The sequence below is a fragment of the Prochlorococcus marinus str. AS9601 genome (genome assembly GCF_000015645.1).
Classification (GTDB): Bacteria; Cyanobacteriota; Cyanobacteriia; order PCC-6307; family Cyanobiaceae; genus Prochlorococcus_A; species Prochlorococcus_A marinus_O.
The window spans coordinates 14,496-32,386 of record NC_008816.1 but is presented as its reverse complement, the minus strand read 5'-3'; the positions used below and the strand labels follow the sequence as shown (position 1 = coordinate 32,386).

Annotated in this window: 22 protein-coding genes; 11 read left to right on the top strand and 11 right to left on the bottom strand. The window is 32.4% G+C overall.

What is annotated here, in order from left to right; genetic code table 11:
• A complete protein-coding gene (locus A9601_RS09280; protein ID WP_011817511.1) occupies window positions 1-198 on the bottom strand; it encodes a hypothetical protein in 198 nt (65 codons plus the stop codon).
• Between the two features lie 133 nt (window positions 199-331).
• On the opposite strand from A9601_RS09280, the gene A9601_RS09275 reads away from it, so the two are divergent.
• From A9601_RS09275 to pdxA, 5 genes are all read left to right on the top strand, one after another.
• Window positions 332-844, top strand: a complete 513-nt coding sequence (locus A9601_RS09275; RefSeq protein ID WP_011817510.1) for an AbrB family transcriptional regulator — start codon at window positions 332-334, stop codon at window positions 842-844.
• Between the two features lie 56 nt (window positions 845-900).
• Complete coding sequence (locus tag A9601_RS09270; protein WP_011817509.1) at window positions 901-1,365, top strand: DUF6554 family protein; 465 nt, start codon at window positions 901-903, stop codon at window positions 1,363-1,365.
• Between the two features lie 161 nt (window positions 1,366-1,526).
• The gene (locus A9601_RS09265; protein ID WP_011817508.1) at window positions 1,527-1,928 is read left to right on the top strand and encodes an HNH endonuclease; all 402 of its coding nucleotides are present in this window, start codon (window positions 1,527-1,529) and stop codon (window positions 1,926-1,928) included.
• 263 nt (window positions 1,929-2,191) lie between these two features.
• Window positions 2,192-3,070, top strand: coding sequence for an NAD-dependent epimerase/dehydratase family protein (locus A9601_RS09255; protein ID WP_011817506.1), 879 nt, complete (start codon window positions 2,192-2,194; stop codon window positions 3,068-3,070).
• Window positions 3,071-3,090: 20 nt separating this feature from the next.
• The gene (gene pdxA, locus A9601_RS09250; RefSeq protein WP_011817505.1) at window positions 3,091-4,125 is read left to right on the top strand and encodes a 4-hydroxythreonine-4-phosphate dehydrogenase PdxA; all 1,035 of its coding nucleotides are present in this window, start codon (window positions 3,091-3,093) and stop codon (window positions 4,123-4,125) included.
• Here pdxA and accB read toward each other — a convergent pair.
• The gene (gene accB, locus A9601_RS09245) at window positions 4,102-4,608 is read right to left on the bottom strand and encodes an acetyl-CoA carboxylase biotin carboxyl carrier protein (RefSeq protein ID WP_011817504.1); all 507 of its coding nucleotides are present in this window, start codon (window positions 4,606-4,608) and stop codon (window positions 4,102-4,104) included. The two genes, pdxA and accB, sit on opposite strands and share 24 nt — an antisense overlap.
• Window positions 4,608-5,168 carry an elongation factor P gene (gene efp / locus A9601_RS09240; protein WP_011817503.1) on the bottom strand — a complete coding sequence of 187 codons (561 nt, stop codon included), beginning with the start codon at window positions 5,166-5,168 and terminating at the stop codon, window positions 4,608-4,610. Before efp ends, accB begins: the two co-directional genes overlap by 1 nt.
• A 43-nt stretch (window positions 5,169-5,211) precedes the next feature.
• Here efp and A9601_RS09235 point away from each other — a divergent pair, with 43 nt between their 5' ends.
• Together A9601_RS09235 and thiL are read left to right on the top strand one after the other, a co-directional pair.
• Complete coding sequence (locus tag A9601_RS09235) at window positions 5,212-6,303, top strand: peptidylprolyl isomerase (RefSeq protein ID WP_011817502.1); 1,092 nt, start codon at window positions 5,212-5,214, stop codon at window positions 6,301-6,303.
• Complete coding sequence (gene thiL / locus A9601_RS09230) at window positions 6,296-7,282, top strand: thiamine-phosphate kinase (RefSeq protein ID WP_011817501.1); 987 nt, start codon at window positions 6,296-6,298, stop codon at window positions 7,280-7,282. Before A9601_RS09235 ends, thiL begins: the two co-directional genes overlap by 8 nt.
• Here thiL and gap read toward each other — a convergent pair whose 3' ends face one another.
• Window positions 7,283-8,305 (bottom strand): type I glyceraldehyde-3-phosphate dehydrogenase, encoded by a 1,023-nt coding sequence (gene gap / locus A9601_RS09225; protein ID WP_011817500.1) that lies wholly within the window; start codon window positions 8,303-8,305, stop codon window positions 7,283-7,285.
• Window positions 8,306-8,498: 193 nt separating this feature from the next.
• Between gap and murC the strand changes: the two genes are divergently transcribed.
• Genes murC through A9601_RS09210 form a run of 3 tightly spaced genes read left to right on the top strand, consistent with a single transcriptional unit; the run spans window position 8,499 to window position 11,186 of the window.
• Window positions 8,499-9,908 carry a UDP-N-acetylmuramate--L-alanine ligase gene (gene murC, locus A9601_RS09220; RefSeq protein WP_041484493.1) on the top strand — a complete coding sequence of 470 codons (1,410 nt, stop codon included), beginning with the start codon at window positions 8,499-8,501 and terminating at the stop codon, window positions 9,906-9,908.
• Window positions 9,909-9,924: 16 nt separating this feature from the next.
• Window positions 9,925-10,818: a UDP-N-acetylmuramate dehydrogenase gene (murB, locus tag A9601_RS09215; RefSeq protein ID WP_011817498.1), complete on the top strand. Its 894-nt coding sequence runs from the start codon at window positions 9,925-9,927 to the stop codon at window positions 10,816-10,818.
• A gap of 17 nt (window positions 10,819-10,835) precedes the next feature.
• Window positions 10,836-11,186 (top strand): YbaB/EbfC family nucleoid-associated protein, encoded by a 351-nt coding sequence (locus A9601_RS09210; RefSeq protein WP_011817497.1) that lies wholly within the window; start codon window positions 10,836-10,838, stop codon window positions 11,184-11,186.
• Here the strand turns inward: A9601_RS09210 and rsgA are convergent.
• The 5 genes from rsgA to msrB all read right to left on the bottom strand — a co-directional run bounded on the left by rsgA (window position 11,152) and on the right by msrB (window position 14,731).
• Entirely contained in the window at window positions 11,152-12,069 is a 918-nt protein-coding gene (gene rsgA / locus A9601_RS09205; RefSeq protein WP_011817496.1) for a ribosome small subunit-dependent GTPase A, read from the bottom strand. The genes A9601_RS09210 and rsgA overlap by 35 nt on opposite strands.
• A complete protein-coding gene (locus tag A9601_RS09200) occupies window positions 12,059-12,289 on the bottom strand; it encodes a sulfurtransferase TusA family protein (protein WP_011817495.1) in 231 nt (76 codons plus the stop codon). The genes rsgA and A9601_RS09200 overlap by 11 nt, the downstream gene beginning before the upstream one ends.
• On the bottom strand, window positions 12,289-13,413 hold the full coding sequence (dnaJ, locus tag A9601_RS09195; protein ID WP_011817494.1) for a molecular chaperone DnaJ: 1,125 nt from the start codon (window positions 13,411-13,413) through the stop codon (window positions 12,289-12,291). The genes A9601_RS09200 and dnaJ overlap by 1 nt, the downstream gene beginning before the upstream one ends.
• A 29-nt stretch (window positions 13,414-13,442) precedes the next feature.
• Window positions 13,443-14,162, bottom strand: coding sequence for a nucleotide exchange factor GrpE (grpE, locus tag A9601_RS09190; RefSeq protein ID WP_011817493.1), 720 nt, complete (start codon window positions 14,160-14,162; stop codon window positions 13,443-13,445).
• Between the two features lie 74 nt (window positions 14,163-14,236).
• Entirely contained in the window at window positions 14,237-14,731 is a 495-nt protein-coding gene (gene msrB / locus A9601_RS09185; protein ID WP_011817492.1) for a peptide-methionine (R)-S-oxide reductase MsrB, read from the bottom strand.
• Between the two features lie 21 nt (window positions 14,732-14,752).
• Here msrB and dusA point away from each other — a divergent pair, with 21 nt between their 5' ends.
• Complete coding sequence (dusA, locus tag A9601_RS09180) at window positions 14,753-15,757, top strand: tRNA dihydrouridine(20/20a) synthase DusA (protein ID WP_011817491.1); 1,005 nt, start codon at window positions 14,753-14,755, stop codon at window positions 15,755-15,757.
• Here the strand turns inward: dusA and A9601_RS09175 are convergent.
• Window positions 15,754-16,365, bottom strand: a complete 612-nt coding sequence (locus A9601_RS09175) for an RNA recognition motif domain-containing protein (protein WP_011817490.1) — start codon at window positions 16,363-16,365, stop codon at window positions 15,754-15,756. The two genes, dusA and A9601_RS09175, sit on opposite strands and share 4 nt — an antisense overlap.
• 115 nt (window positions 16,366-16,480) lie before the next feature.
• Entirely contained in the window at window positions 16,481-17,860 is a 1,380-nt protein-coding gene (gene argH, locus A9601_RS09170) for an argininosuccinate lyase (RefSeq protein ID WP_011817489.1), read from the bottom strand.
• Window positions 17,861-17,891: the final 31 nt, after the last annotated feature.

Sequence of the window (17,891 nt, the reverse complement as noted above, 5' to 3'; positions counted from 1 at the left end):
TTAAGTTCCTGGCTCTTCAATATTTCCGCCTAATTCAACAATCTTTTTTCTAAGAACAATTGATTTTTTTTCATCACCGTTGGTTTGTGCGATTGCAAGAGCAAACTCTAATTTTTCGAGTTGGTGGCCACCCTCAATAAAAGATAATTTTTTCTTTATGCGGTTTTTATTATCTTTATATGAAATTTGTGAAGACATAAAAATTCATGCTTTAAATATCATTATGACAACAAAAGGGGACATTACGAGAGGAAATCAAAAATATTATTTGACTATAAACTTAAGCAAATAAATTTTTTTCTAATATTATGTCCAAACATCACTAAAACTTATGTCAAACGTAAATCTCATATATTACCTTCTTGCTGGCGGAATTTTTGGGGCTTTAGCTCTAAAAACAGGCATCCCTGCAGCTCCTCTTGCAGGTGCCTTAATAGGCGCAAGCATACTTAGCATTAGTGGCAAAGTCGATATTGCAGAGTGGCCAATAGGCACAAGAACAATTTTAGAAATCGGCATTGGAACAGTTATTGGTACATCATTAACCAAAGACTCATTAATGGATCTTCAAACCTTATGGAGGCCTGCTATATTAATAACTTTTACTTTAGTTATTACAGGATTAGCAATTGGATTATGGACAAGCAGATTACTTAATATCGATGTGATAACAACAATTCTTGGTGCGGCGCCAGGGGGTATTAGCGGTATGAGCCTTGTAGGGTCAGAGTATGGGGTAGGAGCTGCAGTAGCTACACTACATGCAGTTAGATTAATTACTGTGCTTCTAATTCTTCCTTTAGTTGTGAAATGCTTGAATATATTTGGAGTAATTAAATCTTAAATTTCTATAGACATATTCATAATAAAAGATATTTTTAAATAGAAGATAAATGGCTAATGCAAAGCTTAAAGAATAAAAAATTAATATTAATATCGTTCGGAGTTTTCACTCCTCTAATCATTATTAATGCAAAAGTAAATGCAAGTTCATTTGGGGCAGAAATTTTTTGTACTATGCGAGATGGCGGAAATGACCATGAAAGTAGTTGGGACGCAGCTTATACATATATAAAAAAACAAAAGGGAGGATTATTCAAAGTTTCACCTAAAAATGCAGCAGCACAAATTACTGAAACAGTTATAAGAGAAAGAGAAAAATTTAGTTATTGTGTTGAATATTTAGATAATCTTCATCCAAATAGAAAACTAATACGAGATTTAGAAAAAGAAGAAAAAAGAAAAGAAAAAGAAGCACGAGATATAGAAAACAAAAGAATAAAATTAGAAAAAGAATTAGAAGAAACTAATAAAGCAATTTCTGATGAATTTACTGATGAAACACTTGATAGATATAGTTATTAATCAAGTTTTTAGAAAAATAATAATTTTTTTATTTAATAAATACTATTTTGTATCTAAACACACTAAAACATATTTTTACTTGCAAATTTAGACTAAAAAAGGTGAGTAATTATTGACTTTTAATATATTCAAGCCATTATTTACTTAACTAAATATTCTGAATGCATATCAACGATGCGGTGTTTTTAGAGGATTTATGTCCTAAGTTCAGATTTAGACAATGGCGAAAATCTATCCATAGGTTTACAGGAAAAAGTTGTATATATTGCGGAAAACCATCTGAATCTATTGACCATGTAATACCGCGATGCCAAGGAGGCTTAAGTACAACTGAAAACTGTGTCCCTGCATGTCTTTCCTGTAATGGGGATAAATCAGATGAAAATGCTTTGTATTGGTATAGAAGACAAAAATTTTATGATCCTCGAAGAGCAATGGCTATAAGAGCTTGGTTAGAGGGAGATTTAAGATTAGCTATTAGATTACTGCAATGGGCTAATCCTAATTTTAAAGTAAAAAATAAAAATTACGAAAAAAATAAATCAGAATATAAAGCAGCTTGACTACCAAACATTACATATTTTTCTAGAGTTATAACTCTCACATATGTTTTCCAATTCTTTTGGAGATTCTGGAAATATTAAAATTGTCGAAAATGCAAGAAGAAAGACAAATAATTTTTGATAGAATTTAAGATTAACTAAACTAACTTCTTTCTCTACAAGACGGGGATAACTTTTGCTAACAAAGAAAGTTTTTGATTTTAAATCGGGCTTAAGAGCTGTCTTCATCATTAATTAATACATATGTACTACTTTAACGAAGCATGAAAAAACCTGCAAGTTTAATCGGAAATAAAAATAAATTTTTAGTCTTTGGATGTGGTTTCAGCGGTAGTTATTTTGCAAAAACTATTAAAAAATTTGGTTGCACAGTTTTAACAAGCTCAAGATCTAGAGGCATGGATCCAAATAATTTTGTTTTCAACAGTGAAAACGGTGTGGTTCCTGATGCAAAAATTTTTGATGGCGTAACCCATATTCTTAGTTGCATTCCTCCCGACAAAAATGGAAAGGATCCAGTATTAAGAATTCTTAAAAATAAACTAAAAAGTTTGTCGCTAGAATGGGTTGGCTATTTATCTACAACAGGAGTTTACGGGAACACCAACGGTGATTGGGTTTCTGAAATTCATAAACCAAACCCCTTTCAAAAAAGAAGTTATAAGAGGTTAAATTGTGAAAAAGAATGGATTGAATCTGGTTTACCTATACAAATTTTTAGGTTACCTGGTATTTATGGGCCTGGAAGATCCACTTTTGAAGCAATAAAAAATAAAAAAATTCGTGTTATATCAAAAAAAAATCAGGTATTTTCGAGAATTCATGTTGCAGATATTGTAAATGCAATTATCTATCTATTACAAAACAAAAATTCCCTAAAGTTTTACCAAATTATTAATATTGCAGATGATGAACCCTGTTCTCAGTTAGAGGTTATTCAATATTGCTACGATTTACTTGGTTTAACAATGCCAAAGCCAATATTATTTGAGGATGCGAGAGAGGAATTATCACCTATAGCTCAATCTTTTTGGATGGAAAATAGAAGAGTTTCAAATAAACTTTTATGCGAAACACTTGGATATAAGCTAATTTATAAAAACTATAAAATAGGCTTAAAAAACTGTTACCTAAATAGATAAAAATATATTTAAAACTTTTTATGAATTTTCAAAATACAAATAAACCATTAAAGGTAGTAATAAGCGTAGGAGATGAGTCAGGTATTGGACCCGAAATAATCTTAAAAGCACTTTGTTCTAATGAGATATCAGAAAATATTGAATTTAAGTTAGTTGGATCAAAAAAAAATTTACAAAATACATATGAACATCTTAGATCCTTAGGATTAGAAAACCTTGCAAATCCTAAAAATTTAAAGGTAATAGATCTCGAGATTTCTCCATCAAATAATAACCCTAAATCAAATTATGGTGATTCAAGTTTCCAATATTTAAAAAAAGCAATTGAAATTGTAAAACAATATCCCAACTCAGCGCTAGTAACTGGGCCAATTTGCAAGAAATCATGGTCTCTAGCAGGGCATTACTTCTCTGGTCAAACCGAAGTACTAGCAAAATCATGTGGAGTAAAAAACGTTGGAATGTTATTCACAGCAAAATCACCAATTACAGGTTGGAGATTTAATACTTTACTAGCTACAACCCACATAGCACTTTGTGAGGTTCCAAAGATATTAACTACAGAATTAATACACTCTAAATTAGACCTTTTCAAAGATTTTTGTAATACCTTTATTGATAAACCTACTTTAAAAGTAGCAGGGCTGAACCCCCATGCCGGCGAAGAGGGCATTTTAGGTCATGAAGAAAAAGATTGGCTTAATGACGCATTAATTACTTGGAGTAACAAGAATAGAGATATAAAATTATTAGGACCTTTATCACCAGATAGTTGCTGGAATTCTTCCGTAAAAGCCTGGAGTGACAAAAATGCTGAAAAGCATGATGGCATTCTTGCTATGTATCATGATCAAGGTTTAATACCAATGAAAGTCATAGCTTTTAATTACTCAGTCAATACCACAATCGGTTTACCCTTTATAAGAACATCTCCAGATCATGGAACGGGATTTGATATTGCTGGCAAAGGAATTGCTCAATCTCAAAGCATGATTGAGGCTATAAAGACTGCAATAGAAATGACTAAAAATTCAAGATTGCTTAACACGCATTAGAACTTGACCAAATTCAACTGGCGTCCCATTTTCAACGAGAATCTCTACAATTTCAGCATTAAATTCAGATTCAATTTCATTCATTAACTTCATTGCTTCCAAAATACAAATAGTTTGGCCAACCTTAACATTATTTCCTACTTCGACGAATGGCTCCTCACCAGGCGCTGCAGCCCTATAAAATGTACCAACCATAGGAGATGTGATTTCAGTTAGGTCAGAGCTTCCTGGGGGCGCTACCAGAGGTACTTCAGGCTCATTAACAGCTGGAATATTATCGTTAATAGTTTTTTGATTAGCATTTGTTTGCTTATCAAATGAAGTATTAGAAACTAAATTATTTAAAACTTGGTTCTGATCATATAGATTCCTTTTTATTTCGAGTTTAAAATCTTCTCCCTCTAGCGAGAACTCTTGTATATCACTTGCAGAGATTTTCTCTATTAAGCGATTTAAGTCTTCATGATCTAATTTCATAGCCATTAATTTTCACGTCCTAGGTAACTGTCATTACGAGTATCAACTCTAATCATTTCTCCCACAGAAATAAATAAAGGAACCATAACTTGAGCACCTGTCTCTAGAATAGCTGGTTTTGTGCCCCCACTAGCAGTATCGCCTTTAACTCCAGGATCAGTCTCTGTAACTTTCAAAGTAATAGATATTGGAAGTTCTACTTCTAAAACTTTACCATTATGAAAAATTACATTAACCTCCATTCCCTCTTTCAAATACTTTGCACCTTTACCGATTTGTTCAGAGGTCAGACTTGTCTCTTCAAAACTCGTCATATCCATAAAAACATAATCACCAGACTCCACATAAGTATGTTGCAGGTTAGACTTCTCAAGGATAGCCTGCTGTACTTGTTCTCCGGCTCGAAAAGTTTTTTCAACCACGTTGCCGCTTTGAACTGATTTTAATTTTGTTCGCACGAAAGCAGAACCCTTACCAGGCTTGACATGTAGAAATTCTACAACACGCCAAACTTGTCCATCCAATTCGATGGTTGTACCTGTGCGAAAATCGTTACTGGAAATCATTCCTGTATTAAATCCTCATGGATCATAAACCTGCAAGAGTGCTATGCAAAAATTCTTATCAAATCAGAACAAACTTTTATTAATTCTATCAATCGCAATTTTTCAGATTTTTCTCTTTAAGCCGATTCAAGTACTAGCTGATTTACCTACTGGAAATGCAGTGAAAGACCCTAATGCAATCCTCAGAAATGCACTCCCTATCAAGCAAGTTGAGTTACAAGAAATTCAACACAAATTGGAAGAAACTAGTGATCTTGTAAGAGGAGGAAGATGGCCAGCTCTTACGAAAACTGTTACAAAATGTCAATCTTTACTAAAAAAATACCAAAATCGAATTATCCAAGAATTACCAACCGATAAAAAGAAAATTGCTGAAAAAACATTTTTAGAGCTCAAAGAAAATTTTGATAACCTTCTAGATCAGTCTAAATCAAAGGACAAATACTCATTTGTAACCACCAGAAGAGAGGCTTTAGATAAAATAGGCGGATTAGAAGAATATTTTCTACCAAATGAATTTCCTTACGAAATTCCAGAAGAGTTTGATAACCTACCAAGATTACTTGGCAGAGCAAAAGTAAATATAAAAACTTCTAAAGGAGATATGCAGGCTATTGTGGATGGATTTAACGCTCCTCTTACAGCAGGCGCGTTTGTAGATTTATCTTCAAAAAACTTCTACAAAAATTTACCTATTAACAGAGCAGAAGAATTTTTTGTACTGCAAACAGGTGATCCAACTGGTAAAGATATTGGATATGTAGATCCTGAGACAAACGAGGAACGTCACGTTCCTCTCGAAATTAGAATTCCTAATGAAAAAAATACTTTTTATAATCAAACATTTGAAGATCTAGGTCTTTACACAGAGACGCCAACATTACCTTTTGCAACACTTGGAACTCTAGGATGGTCTCATTCGAATACCGCAGTCGATGATGGCTCATCGCAATTTTTCTTTTTCTTATATGAAGCAGAATTAAATCCAGCAGGTCGCAATTTAATCGACGGAAGGAATGCTGCTTTTGGTTACGTTGTAGATGGATTTGATGTATTAGAAGAACTGACTAAAGATGACACAATAATTTCAATTGATGTTTTAGAAGGGATTCAAAACCTCAAATTAAATGCATAAAGAAATACTAGAAGATATTGGGGAAAAAGAATTAATTAATAGGCTAGGAAAATTTATGCCTAAAAATCAAGTTTCAGATGATTGCGCTTTGATTAAAACTAAAAATGAAAATTTACTTGTTAATACTGATTCTTTGGTAGAAAATGTTCATTTTAATACAATTTCTATTTGTCCTCAAGACCTTGGTTGGAAAGCTGTTGTTAGCAACATCTCTGACTTATTATCAAGTGGAAGCAAAAAAACTATAGGTATTACAATAAGCCTAATTTTACCTGCTAAAACTGAGTGGATTTGGATTGAAGAATTATACAAAGGGATAAATAAAGCATTAAAAAAATATGGCGGGCTTATTCTAGGGGGAGATTGTTCAAAAGGGAATGAAAAAATCATTTCAATTACAGCCTTTGGGATTCAAGGTGAACTTGAATTACGAAGAAACGCATGTAAAGCAGGAGATATTATCTTAACGACAGGAATGCATGGCCTTAGCAAGCTAGGCTTTATGATACAAAATAAAATAAATTTCGATAATAATTTTTCTCTAAATGAAAGATTAATCAGTAAGTCAATTAAACATTTTTGTCGCCCGAAAGTTTACCCAATTTTTCTCACAAATCTCATTAAAACTCGATCCAATAAAAAAATAAGAAGAATAGGGTGTACTGATAGTAGCGACGGTCTTTTTCAATCTATACAAGATTTAGCAATAGCTAGCAACTGTAAAGCGATCATGAATTATGAAAAAATGCCCAAAGATAAGAATTGGCCAAAAGGAGATAAATGGGATGAATATTATTTTTTTGGAGGTGAAGATTACGAATTAGTATTCTCTTTACCCAAAAAATGGGCCAATAATTTATGCAAACTCGATAAAAATATTTACGAGATTGGTTATTTCGTTAATGGTAAACCATCAATAGAATTTAAAGATAAAAATAAAAATCATTTATTGAAAAATATACCTTTCAAGCACTTTTAATTATTCCCAATTTTTAGCAACAATCTCTGCTAAATCAACAACCCTTTGACTATAGCCCCACTCGTTGTCATACCAAGCAAGGACCTTAACAAGATTGTCGCCGATACACATAGTGAGGTCGCTATCTACAATTGATGATTCATTGGTACCTGCATAATCGCTTGAAACTAATGGTTCATCTCCATACTTAATAATTCCTTTCATTGAGCCTAAAGATGCTTCCTTGAGAGCAGTGTTGACTTCTTCAGCTGTGACAGATTTAGAAGATTCAAAAACAAAATCTACTGCTGAAACATTAGGAGTTGGAACTCTCATTGCAATTCCTGTTAATTTGCCTTTCATTTCTGGGTATACCAGAGCTACTGCTTTTGCAGCTCCTGTAGAAGTAGGAACAATGTTTGTAGCTGCGGCTCTAGCCCTTCTTAGATCTCTATGACTATTATCTAAAATTCTTTGATCCCCTGTATAACTATGAATTGTAGTCATCAAACCTTTATTAATCCCAAAAGTTTGGTCTAAAACTTTAACTACTGGAGCTAAACAGTTCGTTGTACAACTAGCATTACTCAAAATATCATAATCTTTATGTTTATATGTATCAGCATTAACTCCAACTACATAAGTACCAACACCATCGCCTTTACCGGGAGCAGTTAAGATTACTTTTTTTGCTCCTACCTCTAAGTGCTTACTTGCACCTACGTCTGTATTAAATACTCCAGTAGATTCAATAACCAAATCTACACCCCATTCTTTCCAAGGGAGGTTCATAGGGTTTCTATCAGAGAAACATTTAATTGTCTTGTTATTAATTACAAAAGTATCGTCAGTGTATTGAATATCAACACCATCCAGTTGACCAAGGACTGAGTCATATTTCAATAAATGAGCATTAGTCTTAGGATCAGAGGTAACATTAATCCCAACTACCTCAATATTGGTGTAAGCCCCTCTACTAAGCCAACAACGCATAAAGTTTCGACCAATTCTGCCAAAGCCGTTAATTGCAACACGCAAAGTCATAACTAATAATTTCTAAATGATTAACCTAAGTTGCTGATCATACTGAATTTTGTGCAATAACGTAAGGTTTTTTTAATTTATTAAGCAAATCAGTCTAGTTTTGTATTAATTCAAGAAAAAAAAACATTTTTTTTTAAGAAAAATTAGCAAAATTTTACCTAGAAGTTATTTTGATTTAAGTAAAAGATAAACATTGGATAAAAAATTACTGTTGAAAAGTCATTTTCATTTTATTGGGATTGGAGGTATTGGGATGTCAGCATTAGCAATAGGTTTACTTAAAAAAGGTTGTTCAGTTTCAGGATCTGATTTAGTTAAAAATGATGAAACTAAAAAATTGGAAAAATTAGGTGTAGAAATTTTTTCTTCTCAAGTTCGCCAAAATATTGAATTTGTGATTTCGAAATTTACCAACAAATTGATTAATTTTGTTGTAAGCTCTGCGATCAAACCAGAAAATGAAGAATTTTCGTACTGCAGAGAAAAAAATTTATCAATAAAACATCGTTCAGAGATACTTGCAATGCTAATGCGTACTTATACTTCATTCGCGGTAGCCGGCAGCCACGGGAAAACATCAACCAGTACATTTCTATCTACAATACTTGAATTATGTACACGTAATTCTTCTTCAATAACTGGAGGAATAATTCCTATTTACAACTCTAATTGTCATTTAGAAAATACAAAATACTTAGTAGCTGAAGTTGATGAATCGGATGGAACAATTAACAAATATAAGTCTGATATCGGAATAATCAATAACATTGATTTTGATCATTGCGATCACTTTTCTAATTTAAGTGAAGTCATATGTTCATTTAATAGTTTCGCTAAAAACTCGAAAAAATTACTGCTTAATTTTGATTGTGAAACCTCAAGCAATAATTTTTATTCTAATTTTAAGTGGTCAAACACTACAGCTAAAAACGTAACTTATGCAATAATTCCGACTGAAATTAATGCGAGATATACAATTGGAAAATATTATGAAAATGGAAATCTTATTGGTAGTTTAAAAATTCCAATTCCAGGGTTACACAATCTATCTAATATCACCGCAGCAATAGCAGCTTCAAGAATGATAGGAGTAGATTTTATAGAAATTAAGAAAAATATAAAATATCTGAAACTCCCAAAAAAAAGATTTGAATTCAGAGGTCAAATAGATGAAAGAAGTTTATATGATGATTATGCACATCACCCAAATGAAATAAAAGAGACGATTAAATTAGGAAGATTATTGATTCAGCAAAAACATAATAATGAATGTCAACAAAGAAGATTAATAGCTATATTTCAACCTCATAGATACTCTCGAGTAAAGCAATTTACTAAAGAATTCGCTGAAGAATTATCAAAGGCAGATGTTATTTATGTAACCAGTATTTATGGAGCAGGGGAAGGAAACGAAGAAAAAATTACTTCGAAAATGATCACTGATTTGATTTATAAAAAAAACGAAAATGTTAGTTACATAAATAATTATTATGAAGTTACAAAGAATTTTTACGAATTAACTCAAAAAGGGGATTTAATTTTGAATATGGGAGCCGGTGATTGTCATATTCTCTGGTCAATTTTAAATGAAAAAAACAATTAAATTAGATAACTAATTTATGAATAAAAAAAATTTTTTTGAAAACTGTAATTTAAGTAGTTATACAACTATAAAAGTGGGTGGAATAGCTGAATATTTTGCTGAGCCAAGAAGCATTGAAGAATTCTCATATCTAATAAAATGGGCTAATTTAAACAAACAAAGATGTCAAATAATTGGCGCAGGTTCAAATCTTTTAATAAATAATATTTTCATAAAAGGCTTAATTGTTTGTACAAAAAAATTGAAATCACTAAAAATAGAGCCATATTCAGGAATTGTTGAAGCGGAAGCAGGTGTAATGCTCCCAACATTATCTAATTCTCTTGCTAAAAATGGATTACAAGGAGGGGAATGGGCTGTAGGAATTCCAGGAACATTAGGAGGAGCAATTTATATGAATGCTGGCACAGGTAATTTATCGCTAGCAAAAAATCTTATTTCCGTAAAAGTTATAAATAATAAAACTCATAAGATACTTGAAATTGAAAAAAAAGATATCAATTTTGAATATAGATTTAGCTCTTTTCAAAGAAATGATTTAACAATTATTAGTGCAAGATTACATTTTGAACCTAATGGAAATCTAGAACAATTAATTCAAACAACCAAAAATAATCTTAAATTAAAAACAGACACACAACCATATCATCTACCAAGTTTTGGTAGCGTTTTTAAAAATCCTGAGAATAATTATGCAGCAAAATTAATTGATGATATGGGTTTAAAGGGATTTAAAATTGGCGGTGCTGAAATTTCTACAATGCATTCAAATTTTATAATTAACACTTCTTCAGCAAGTTCAAAAGATATTTATGAATTAATAACAGTAATTCAACAAAAAGTACTACAAAACAAAGGGATTTATTTGCAACCGGAAGTAAGAATGATTGGTTTTGACTATCCTTACTAAAGAAACGTTTTAACAAAATGGCGGGTTTTGGACTTCCTAACTTTGGACAACTTACAGAAGCTTTTAAAAAAGCTAAACAAATTCAGCAAGATGCTCAAAAATTACAAGATGAACTTGAAAATATGGAAATTGAAGGCAAAAGTGATGATGAAATGATAAAAGTTTGGATAAGTGGGAACCAACTTCCTCTAAAGGTAGAAGTACAAGAAAATATCTTTAATTCAAATAAAGAACAAATAGAGAAAAATATTCTACAAGCTATCAAAAAAGCTCATGAATTATCAACTACAACTATGAAAGAAAGGATGAATGATTTGACTGGTGGATTAAATCTTAATCTTCCTGGTTTTGATAATAGTGATTCTTAGAAGACTCAATCATTTCTTTATAAAAAGAATATCTTTCAAAGGATTTATTTAAATTACATCCCTCATCTTTTAAATGTAAGCAGTTACGAAATTTACACTTAATTCCTTCTTCAACTATCTGTTTATGTATTTCTGAATAAAGATTTGGTAACAACTTAATATCAATCTCTAGAGTTTGCATATTAAAACCAGGAGTATCCACAATATAACTTTGATTCGATATAGAAAATAACTCAACATTGCGAGTAGTATTTTTTCCTCTTTTAATTTTATTGGAAACTGGTGCAGTACTATTTTCAAGACCTGGAATAATCATATTAAGCAAAGTAGTTTTGCCAACTCCTGATGGGCCCATAAAAATTGAACATTCTTTTTGCTTTAAATCAGCTAATAAATTTTTAAAGCAATCAGAATTCTGTAAATTTAAAGTTATTACTTGGTAGCCCCATTTCTCAAATTTATCAAGTAGATATGATCTTCTTTTATCAGAAATTAAATCACACTTTGTCAAAACTAATGAGACTTCAACTCCTATTGATTCTGCTGATATCAAAAACCTATTGACTTGAGATAAATTTAACTCTGGTTCTTCAACAGAAAAAGTAACATATATGTTAGAAATATTTGCAACTGAGGGTCTAACTAAAAGATTTTTTCTTTTTTTTAGACTTGTTATTACTGCGCGTTTACCTTTAAGATCAATTTTTTCAATCGCTACTTCGTCTCCAACATAAATTAATTGATCCCTGAAATTTATGGACTTCTTAACCTTACATAAAAATTTCTCGCTATTTAAAGAGTTTTCTTGATTTTTTAAATCAACTAAAAAATAATCGTTAAATTTTTTTGTAACTAAACCTAAATATTTACTGTTAGTTTTCATTCAATATTTTTATTTTTATAAATTTTTCATTTTCTTTGATTTGTTTAAACAAACATCCAATCTCTTTTAAGTTGTTTAATACCATTTCTTCAGGTTCACCTTTATCTAGTTCAACAATAAGTTGTTCGTTTTTGGATAACTTCTCCAAAGCCAATTTGATTTTGACAACATTTAAAGGACATGGGACAGATTTAAGATCCAAATGCTTTAAGGAAGTCATTAAGAATCTTTACCAAATAATTTACTAAAAAGTCCACTAGTGGAATTAATATTTTTATCTGAATATTGAGAAGCTAAACCCTCCAAAAGCTCTCGTTCTCCATCTGTTATACGAGTTGGTAATTTTACTTTTACTAAGACTTCATGGTTTCCTCTCGCAACTGGATTACCAAGCCTAGGTACCCCTTTATTCTCAAGTGAAAGAGTTGTATTTGGCTGCGTACCACTTGGAATTTTTAAATTAACTTCTCCATCAACCGTAGTAATTTTAACCGTGTCGCCTAAGATAGCCTGTAAATAACTCACTGCTATTTCTGAGTAAATAGTTACACCATCTCTTTTAAGTTTTGAATCATTCTTAACCTTTATAAAGACATAAAGATCTCCAGGTGGGCCCCCTTTTAAACCAACATTTCCCTCACCGGAAACTCTTAATTTAGTACCGGTATCAACTCCTGCAGGTATATTAATTCTTAATTTTTTTCTGACTTGCTTCACTCCATTACCGCCGCAATTTACACATGGATCTGCAATTATCTGACCAGCCCCATTACATGAGGGACATTCAGCTACTTGTGTGAAATTACCAAAAGGTGTTCTTGTAGCTCTTCTAACTTGTCCACTTCCACCACATGTTGAGCAAGTTTTGGGTCCGGTTCCTTGTTTTGCACCCGTTCCCCTACAGACTTCACATGTTTCCAGATGAGGAATTTTAATTTCTCTTTGTTGACCAAAAATTGCATCTTTAAATTCAACATTAAGGTCATACCTTAGATCATCTCCTTGTTGAGGACCTCTTCTTTGTGTTCTTCCACCCTGTGGATTTTGCCCCCCAAATCCATTAAAAAAAGTTTCAAATAGATCAGCAAATCCACCCATGTCTCCCATATCAGGCATCCCAGCTGCGCCTCCAAGGCCAGCCTCTCCAAATTGGTCATACCTGGCTCTAGTTTCAGGGTCAGCTAATGCTTCGTAAGCCTTACCAATTTCTTTAAATTTATCTTCCGCACCAGGTTCTTTATTAACATCAGGATGGTATTGTCTTGCTAATTTTCTATAAGCCTTTTTTAAGGTATCTGCATCAGCATCTCTTGAAACTCCAAGTATTTGATAGAAATCAGCCATTAGATAATGCTTAAGTAAAAATTTGGAATTTATACATCTTCAGAAGTATTTTCCTCTGAATCAATATCCCCTTCAACTTTATCCTTTTCTACTTCCTCTTGTGAATTTTGTTTTCCAGGTCCCATAGAAACTTTTACCAAAGCATGTCTCAAAACCTTACCTTCAAGATGATATCCTCGCTGCAATTCTTCAATTATAAAATCTTCTTCAAACTTTTCACTAGGCTCTCTTAATACAGCTTCATGCAAGCTTGGGTCAAATTGCTGACCAACAACTCTCATGGGGGAAACTCCCTGTTGTTTCAAAACTTCTACCAATTGTTTATATAATCCTTGATAACTTCTATGAAGAGATTGAGCTTCTTCACTTTCAGGTTTTAGTTGTTGTCTTGCTCTCTCGAAGTTATCAACAATAGGTAGTATTGCAGTTAAAGTCTTTGAAACAAGTTGAATTTTTAAATCATCCTGATCTCTAGACTGCCTTTTTCTAAAATTATCAAAATCTGCTGAAATCCTTACATATTGATTTTTTAATGTTTCATGCTCTTTTTCTAATTGCTCTAATCTTGCATCATTATTAGAAATAGAATTTTTTAATTCTTCGGTATTTATTTCTTCTGTTTTTTGAGAAGATAATTCATTATTTTCAGTAGTTAATTCTTGCGCAGATGATACATTTTCAAGAGCATTATCCTGATCAGAAAGATCATTTTCTTTATTATCAATATTGTCTGATTGATTTTCAATCATTTTTCTAAAATTTAATAAAACTATTCTCCAACAAAGTGATGCACAAAACAAGTTGCGGAAGGCCGCACAAATATTTAGTCAGGAACAAACCTTAATGCTAATCCATTATTACAGTATCTTTTGCCAGTAGGAAGTGGCCCGTCATTGAAAACATGTCCTTGATGACCTCCGCATCTAGCGCAATGATATTCGGTTCTAGGAACAATTAACTTAAAATCAACTTTAGTTTCTACTGATCCTTGAATTGAATCCCAAAAACTTGGCCATCCTGTACCACTATCGAACTTTTTATCTGAAGAAAAAAGGGGCAAATCGCAACCTGCACAGTGAAAAATGCCTTTTCTTTTCTCATTATTTAATTGGCTACTGAAAGCTCTTTCAGTCCCTTCTTCCCTTAAAATATAATAAGATTCTGGACTAAGCCTAGATTTCCATTCATCTCTTGAGAAATTCCACGCTTCTTTAGAAGCAAGTGAAGATGCTAACACTTGCATAGGTTTAAAGAATATCTTTAAGATTGACATAGTAGGAATTAAAATAAAAATTCTTCTTGATAGAAATTGATTCATATATCTAAATCAAAAAAAATAATGAGTTACATTCAACATAATTCTATAAAAAATATTCATAAATTAAGTATTGCTCCAATGATGGACTGTACTGATAAACATTTCAGAATGATAATGAGAAAAATAAGTTCTGAAGCTCTGTTGTATACAGAAATGATTGTGGCCCAAAGTTTAGTTCATACGAATAAAAAAGAAAATTTTCTAGATTTTAATGGTGAAGAACATCCGATATCGATTCAGTTTGGTGGGGACGATCCTAAAATCCTTAAAGAGGCAGCTCGAATGGCGCAAGATTGGGGTTATGACGAAATAAACTTTAATGTTGGTTGTCCGAGTCCAAGGGTCTGTTCTGGAAATTTTGGCGCTTCACTTATGAAAGACCCTGAAAAAGTAGCAAAATGTATAGAATCCTTAAAACTTAATTGCGATTTACCGGTTACGATCAAACACAGAATTGGTGTAGACAATGATGATAGTTTCGTTAAATTGAATAATTTTGTGAGAATTGTTGCAAATGCTGGTGCAGACAGATTTACCGTTCATGCAAGAAAAGCCATATTAACAGGTCTAAATCCAAAACAAAACAGGACCATACCTCCACTAAATTATGATGTAGTAAAAAAATTGAAAAATTTAAATCCAAGCTTATTAATAGAAATCAATGGGGGTTTAACAAATATAGATGAATCATTAAAAGCCTTAAATGATTTTGATGGAGTTATGATAGGACGGTCAATATATAAACATCCCTTAAGATGGTCTGAAATTGATCAAAAGATTTATGGAATTAATACAAAACCCAAATCTGCTTCGAATATTATATTCTCCTTAATTCCATACATAGAAAAACATTTAAGTAATGGAGGAAAATCTTGGGATATTTGTAAACATCTTATAAATTTAGTTGAAGGTATACCAAAAGCTAAAATTTGGAGAAACCAAATTTCAAATAAATCAATAAAAAAAGAATTAAATATTGAATATCTATTTAAATTAACAACAGCGCTTAAAGAAATGGGTTACTAATTTGTCTCGTTTGAAGCATTGTTCTCGTTGGACACTCCCCTCTTTCTCCTGCTCCTACCATTTTCATATTCAGAGTTTTCAGAAGAATTTCCATAACTTCTGTCTTCCCAGCCTTCTGCTCCAGAAGATTTATTAACGTAAGAGCTATTAGATCCGTTATTACCTCCACCGTAGCCACCGCCATAGCCACCGCTGTTATTGCCACCACCGTAGCCACCGCCATAGCCACCGCTGTTATTACCTCCACCATAACCACCGCCATAGCCACCGCTGTTATTACCTCCACCGTAGCCACCGCCATAGCCACCGCTGTTATTACCTCCACCATAACCACCGCCTCTTCCTCCTCTACGAGATCCACCAGAACTTCTTGGCTCAGCTTTATTAATTCTTAATGGTCTGCCCATAAGTTCCCTGCCTTGCAAACCATCAATAGCTGTTGACTCAATCGCTTCATCTGCCATTTCAATAAATGCGAATCCTCTTTTCCTTCCAGTATCTCTCTCTAAGGGAAGGGAACAATTTAAAACTTCACCAAAAGGGGCAAATAATTGTATAACATCTTCGCGCTCTGCGCGGAAAGGCAAATTGCCAACAAAAATACTCACTTTAAACTCAACAAAGAAAAATTACCTTATAAAAAAACTACAATAAGTAGTCCCAGATCGTTGCTTTACTATTCTACTTCAAAGTATACCCTTGTTGTAGAAAAATAATTTAGATTCAAAGTAACAATTTTTTTTGCCAATTATTAACCTCTTTTTCTACCTGAACAAAACCTGTACCTCCTTCGCTATTTCTTGATTTAACGACATTAAAAGGCTTAAGATCCAGAAAAACATCCTCATCAAATTTGGGATGAAATTTTTTAAATTCATTAATTTTGAGATTTTTAAATAATATTTTTCTCTCTAGGCAATATTTGACTATTTCACCAACAACTTGATAGGCGGTCCTAAAAGGGACATCTTTACCCACTAAGTAATCTGCCAAGTCGGTAGCATTAGAAAAGTCGTTTTCTACAGAATCAGATAGATTTTTAACATTAAATTCAATACCCTGATTAATTAAAATAGTCATTGCTTTAATACAAGACGATATTGTTTCTGCAGTATCAAATATTGGCTCTTTATCTTCCTGAAAATCCTTATTGTATGAAAGTGGTACTCCTTTGACCATCGTTAACAATGCCTGGAGATGTCCATACACTCTTCCTGTCTTACCTCTTATCAATTCTGGAACGTCAGGATTTTTTTTCTGCGGCATTAAGCTACTTCCCGTTGCACATTTATCTGTTAATTTCGCAAAAGAAAATTCATCAGTTACCCATAAAATTATTTCCTCTGAAATTTTACTTAAATGCGACATCAACAAGGCAGATGCAGAAACAAACTCTATACAAAAATCTCTGTCACTAACTGCATCAATACTATTTTTATAAATTTTTTCAAAACCCAATTCTGCAGCTGTAAAGTGCCTATCTATTTTTATTTTTGTTCCAGCTAATGCTGCAGCTCCTAACGGCGAAGTATTTACTCTTAAGCGTACTTCTTTAAACCTTTCGCGGTCTCTTTGGAGCATTTCTATATAAGCCAATAAATGATGAGCCAAAGATAATGGTTGAGCTCTTTGCATATGAGTATATCCAGGAATTAAGGTGTAAATATTGGATTTCGCGAGATTTAAGAAGGATTTTTGCAAATCGGTTATTAGAATTTCATTATTGTCAATTTCTTTTCTTAGCCACAATCTTAAATCTGTGCCAACTTGATCATTTCTACTTCTACCTGTATGTAATTTTTTTCCAGTTTCACCAATTAAACTGATTAGCTTTTCTTCAATGCAATAGTGAATATCTTCTGAAGGTGGACCAGGAGAAAATTTACCTTCCAAATAGTCAACTTTTATTGACTCTAAACCATTTATAATTTGTAAAGCTTCAGTCGAGGATAATACTTCTGTTTTGCCAAGCATTTTCGCATGAGCAATCGAACAATCTAAATCTTCTAAAATAAGCTTTCTATCAAAAAATATTGAAGCATTAAACTTTTCAATAAAAGTGTCAAGTGCATTATCAAACCTTTTACTCCAAACTTTTGCCATATCAATAATTAACTTTAAGTATCTCTAATAA